This window comes from Pseudomonas sp. (genome assembly GCF_037994325.1).
Lineage (GTDB): Bacteria > Pseudomonadota > Gammaproteobacteria > Pseudomonadales > Pseudomonadaceae > Aquipseudomonas.
This window is the reverse complement of sequence record NZ_JBBNAH010000435.1, coordinates 1-4,946: the sequence shown is the minus strand read 5'-3', so window position 1 is coordinate 4,946 and position 4,946 is coordinate 1. Positions and strand designations below refer to the sequence as shown.

The 4,946-nt window shown below is 59.8% G+C and carries 2 protein-coding genes; both read right to left on the bottom strand.

Annotated features, from left to right (window positions below; genetic code table 11):
• Positions 1-61: 61 nt before the first annotated feature.
• Positions 62-2,608, bottom strand: coding sequence for a glucans biosynthesis glucosyltransferase MdoH (gene mdoH / locus AAAB16_RS14635; RefSeq protein ID WP_340663971.1), 2,547 nt, complete (start codon positions 2,606-2,608; stop codon positions 62-64).
• A complete protein-coding gene (locus AAAB16_RS14630) occupies positions 2,601-4,346 on the bottom strand; it encodes a glucan biosynthesis protein G (RefSeq protein ID WP_340663970.1) in 1,746 nt (581 codons plus the stop codon). Before AAAB16_RS14630 ends, mdoH begins: the two co-directional genes overlap by 8 nt.
• Between the last annotated feature and the right edge of the window lie 600 nt (positions 4,347-4,946).

Sequence of the window (4,946 nt, the reverse complement as noted above, 5' to 3'; positions counted from 1 at the left end):
CCAACAAACATCAGCCCCCTCTGCCCGCTTGCGGGAGAGGGTTGGGGAGAGGGTTTTGCTCTTAAGCCGTCACCACATTCCCCACCACCGCTGGCAATGGCAGCAACGGTGCGTGCGGGTCTTTAGCGATGGTCTCGCGCCAGCTCTCTATCCATTCCCCCGGCTCATCGTCCCACACCGCCGCATGCAAACGGGCCATGGCCACCGGGTCGCTGAGCAGCGCCATGCGCGCTTTGCCATCCAGCTGCGCTGGCCCGACTTTCAAGGCATGCCGCACCTGTTCGTTGCGCTGCCATTCCAACGGCTCGGCCTGGCGATGGCGCGCCGTGCCCAAGGCGTAGGCGAGGGCATTTTGTTTAGGGTCGACCACGGCATGCACAAAGCCGTTGTGCAGCGCATGCCACGTGTTTTCGTGGTTGTACTCGTCAGTAGCCAAAAGCTCCCGCGGCGGCTGGTATTCCTCGGGTATCAGGAACAGCTGCTCGTCCTTGGCTTTCAAGCCCAGACTTACGCGGCTGGACAATACCGACAGCGGAATCGACAACATCAACGAGCCCACAATCGGCGCCAGCCACCACAAAAAGCTCGGGTTCAACCAGGCCACCAACGCCGTCCACAACACCCCCAAAATCGTCTGCGGACCATGGCGCACAGCCGCTTCACGCCAAGTGGTGGAGCCATCGTCACGACTCGGCGAATGCCACACTGCTTCCCAGCCGAGAAACGCCGCCAGCACAAAGTGGGTATGAAACAACATGCGTACCGGCGCCAGCAGAATGGAAAACAGCATCTCCAGCAGCATCGAGGCGGTTACTTTCAGCCGGCCGCCAAAGCCGGTGGCGCCCTTGGCCCAGATCAGCACCACACTGAGCAACTTGGGCAAAAACAGCAGCACCACCGTGGTGGAAAACAGCGCGATGGCTTTTTCCGGATGCCATTGCGGCCACAGCGGATAGAGCTGGCGCGGCTCCATAAAGTACTGCGGCTCCATCAACGTATTGGTCGCCAGCAGCGCGGTGGATAACAGCAAAAAGAAGAACCACAGCGGTGCCGACAGGTACGACATCACCCCGGTCAGAAACACCGCACGGTGCACCGGGTGCATGCCCTTGACCATAAACAGGCGGAAGTTCATCAGGTTGCCGTGGCACCAGCGGCGGTCACGTTTGAGCTCATCCAGCAGGTTGGGCGGCAGCTCTTCGTAACTGCCGGGCAAGTCATAGGCAATCCACACGCCCCAACCGGCGCGGCGCATCAATGCCGCTTCAACAAAGTCGTGGGACAGAATCGCACCGGCAAATGCGCCTTTGCCCGGCAGCGGCGCCAGGGCGCAGTGCTCGATAAAGGGCTGCATGCGGATTATCGCGTTATGGCCCCAATAGTGCGATTCGCCGAGCTGCCAGAAATGCAGGCCTGCGGTAAACAATGGCCCGTACACGCGGGTAGAGAACTGCTGAATGCGCGCATACAAACTGTTCATGCCCGAAGCACGCGGCGCGGTTTGGATGATGCCGGCGTCCGGCGTGGCTTCCATCAAGCGCACCAGGCTGGTCAGGCACTCGCCACTCATTACACTGTCGGCATCCAGCACCACCATATAGCGGTAGTCGCTGCCCCAGCGGCGGCAGAAGTCGTCGAGGTTGCCGCTTTTGCGCTTTACCCGGCGCCGCCGGCGGCGATAGAAAATCCGCCCGAAGCCCTTGGTTTCACGACAGAGATCAAGCCAGGCTTGCTGCTCGGCCACGGCGATATCGGCGTCATTGCTGTCGCTGAGCACAAAGAAATCAAAATGCGCCAACTCGCCGGTGCGCGCTACCGACTCATAGGTCGCCCGCAGGCCGGCAAATACCCGCGCCACATCCTCGTTACAGATCGGCATAACGATGGCGGTGCGCGCCTCAGCGGCAATCGGCTCGTTGCCAGCACTGGCGCCCGAGATGCGGTATTTATCGCGCCCGGTCAGCAGTTCCAGAAAGCCCATCAAGGCGGTCCAGAAACCTGCCGACACCCAACAAAACAAAATGCCAAACAGCAGCAAAATACTGCCCTGCAAAAAATACGGCAGTACCTGCGTGGCGGTTTGCAGCAGGGTTTGCTGGCGCACCTCACTCCACTCGAAAAACGCCCAGCCCTGGTAGGGCATGATGCCTTTCATATACCAGCCGGCCACCAGGGTTTGCCCAAGCATCAACGCCAGCAGAATGTAGCGGCGAATAGAGCCGACATGCCGCCAGTGCGCCGAAGGCAAATCGCGCTTAGGCGGCGCTGGCACATTTTCCTGGCCGCGCAAGGTGCGCCACATCCGCACCAACACGTTGGTCCGCCACGGCTCGGGTAGCACCCGCGTACGGCGGATCGGAGGTGTGGCTTTTAAGCGCACGCGGCCTTCGCCATCGCTGTCGAGCATCTGCGCATCGGTGCTGAGCAAGGTCAGGCGCTGCGCTACCGAGGCCTGCACGGCGCCCTGGTTATCCATCACCGGCTGCGCCGCCAAGCGCCTGTGCACCTCTAGCAATGAGCGGCTGCCGCTGAGCTCTGCGCGCTGCTCTTCACTCAGCGGCAAATGGGCCAAGTATTCGCGCACGGTAATGGCAGCTGGCTTATTCATCGGCGGGCAACTGGTTGCTCCAGGTCTCGGTCAGCACCTGAACGGGTGGCGCCGGCGGCGCGGGCACATCCGCTGCCGCCGCCGCACTGACATCCACGGGGGCAGCCGGTGTGGCGGAAGCAGTTGCCGGTGTCGGCTCAGGAGCAGGGGCAGGCTTGGCCGCTTTCGGCTGCTCTTCGTCCAACGCGGCTGGCGCTTCCACGGGCAGGTCTTTAACCAACGCCGCGCGCATTTCCACCGGCTTGCTCGGGTCTTTCACTTTGAAGCGCAAGGTCAGGCGCCAACCCTGGGTTTCGGGGTTGTAGCGCACGTTGTTTTCCATCAGCTTGGCGTTGTCATCCAGGCTGATTTCGCTGCGCACCGGGGCATCTTCCAACAGTGCTTTTAGCGCCGGGCCTTCAAAGTCGACCAGGTAGGCGATGCTGCCGTCGGGCTCGCGGATCAGGTTGGACTGCTTTACATCGCCGGTGGAGCGCAGGGTTTGTTTCACCGAAGCCAACTCTTGCGAGCCGAGCGACGTTTCGTCCGCACTCCAGTGCAGGCGGTAGCTGAAGTCGATGGGCTGACCGGCTTCGGGCAACGACGCTGGTTTCCAGAAAGCGACGATGTTGTCGTTGGTCTCATCGGCGGTCGGGATCTCCACCAAATTAACCGTGCCTTTGCCCCAATCACCCTGCGGCTCAATCCAGGCGCTGGGGCGTTTGTCGTAGCGGTCATCAAGGTCTTCGTAATGGGAGAAATCGCGGCCGCGTTGCAGCAAGCCAAAGCCTTTCGGGTTTTCCACGGCAAAGCTGCTGACCCCCAAGTGCTTGGGATTATTTAGCGGTCGCCAAATCCACTCGCCATTGCCGGCATGAATCGACAGGCCGCTGGAGTCGTGCAGCTCACGGCGGTAGTTAAGGTTTTTCGCCGGCTGGTTAGCGCCAAACAAGAACATGCTGGTCAGCGGCGCTACGCCAAGCTGAGTCACGTTCTCGCGCAGGTACATACGGGTTTTTACATCCACCACCGAATCAGTGCCCGGGCGCAGCACCAAGCGATAAGCGCCGGTGGCACGCGGCGAATCGAGCAGGGCATAAATCACCAACTGCTTCTCACCGGGCTTGGGCCGCTCGATCCAGAACTCGCTGAAATGGGGAAACTCCTCCCCGGAGGGCAGGGCGGTATCAATCGCCATACCGCGCGCCGACAAGCCATAAGTCTGACCCTTGCCCACCACACGGAAATAACTGGCGCCCAGCAGGGTCATGATCTCGTCCTGCTTATCCGCCTTATTAATCGGGTACAGCACACGAAAGCCGGCATAGCCCAATTGCTCAGTGGCTTTGGCGTCGAACTTGAGGTCGCCGAAATCGAAGCGGCTGGGGTCGTACTTGATCTCGCTGACGGTGGTGGCCGTCACTTCGTTGATCTTCACCGGCGTATTGAAATGCATGCCTTGGTGATAGAACGACAACTTGAACGGCGTCTGCAGGTCTTGCCACTCCGCCTTCTCGGGGCGAAAGCGAATCTGCTGATAATCAGCGAACTTCATCTCGCTGAACTCGCTGGGCAGATTGCTCTTGGGCACCACGTACTTCTGCGCCGCCAAGGCTTTGGCCTTTTCCGCCACGTCATCCAGGTTGAACGCCCAGAGCTGAGAAGCCGCCACCAGCGACAAAAATGCGCTGGTGGTGGTCAGGGTCTGGCGCAATCGTTTGCGTTTGCTGGTTGCTGCATTGGGGATGCTGAAAGTCACAGGGCCTCCTCGCTGTAGTTCAGGGTTGCCAACGTGTAATTCGGTGCATTAAGCGAGTTGGCGGGACAAGGGTTCCGACTGTGGTTTTTTTCAGATGGTTCCCCCGGGAAGTGTCAAGGACGCCACTGTGGCGCGATAACGCTGCGGTTGTGCGCGGCTTTGCTGGTAAGCGAAGCGGCGACAGGGCACAAGCCATGGGCGTTGTAGGGCATGTGTGGGGGAGAGATGAAATAACGATGAGCGGTTAGCGGCTGTCCTCCCGGTGACCACCCGGCAAAAAACGTGAACGCATCCTCGTACCCCAGAGATGCAGCCAACTGCGCCACAGCTAAGAGCAGAAAAAGGAGACAAGCAGGATAAAGGGGATTTATTCGAAGAAGGCCTATTGCCGAGGGGGTACTCACGAGTAAGGCTATTGCGGGTTCGCGATGATTAAAAAAGCGGAGAGGAAGTACGCGTGGAGCCGGCGCAGATGGTGGTTATTGATCGGGGCATTACCTGCCATAAATTTGTGAAGCGGAACCGGAAGTAGGTTTTGATCGTTGGGGTAGGACGCCGCATTAATTTGGCGGCAGATTATTTAAATGGCCTGAATTAGAG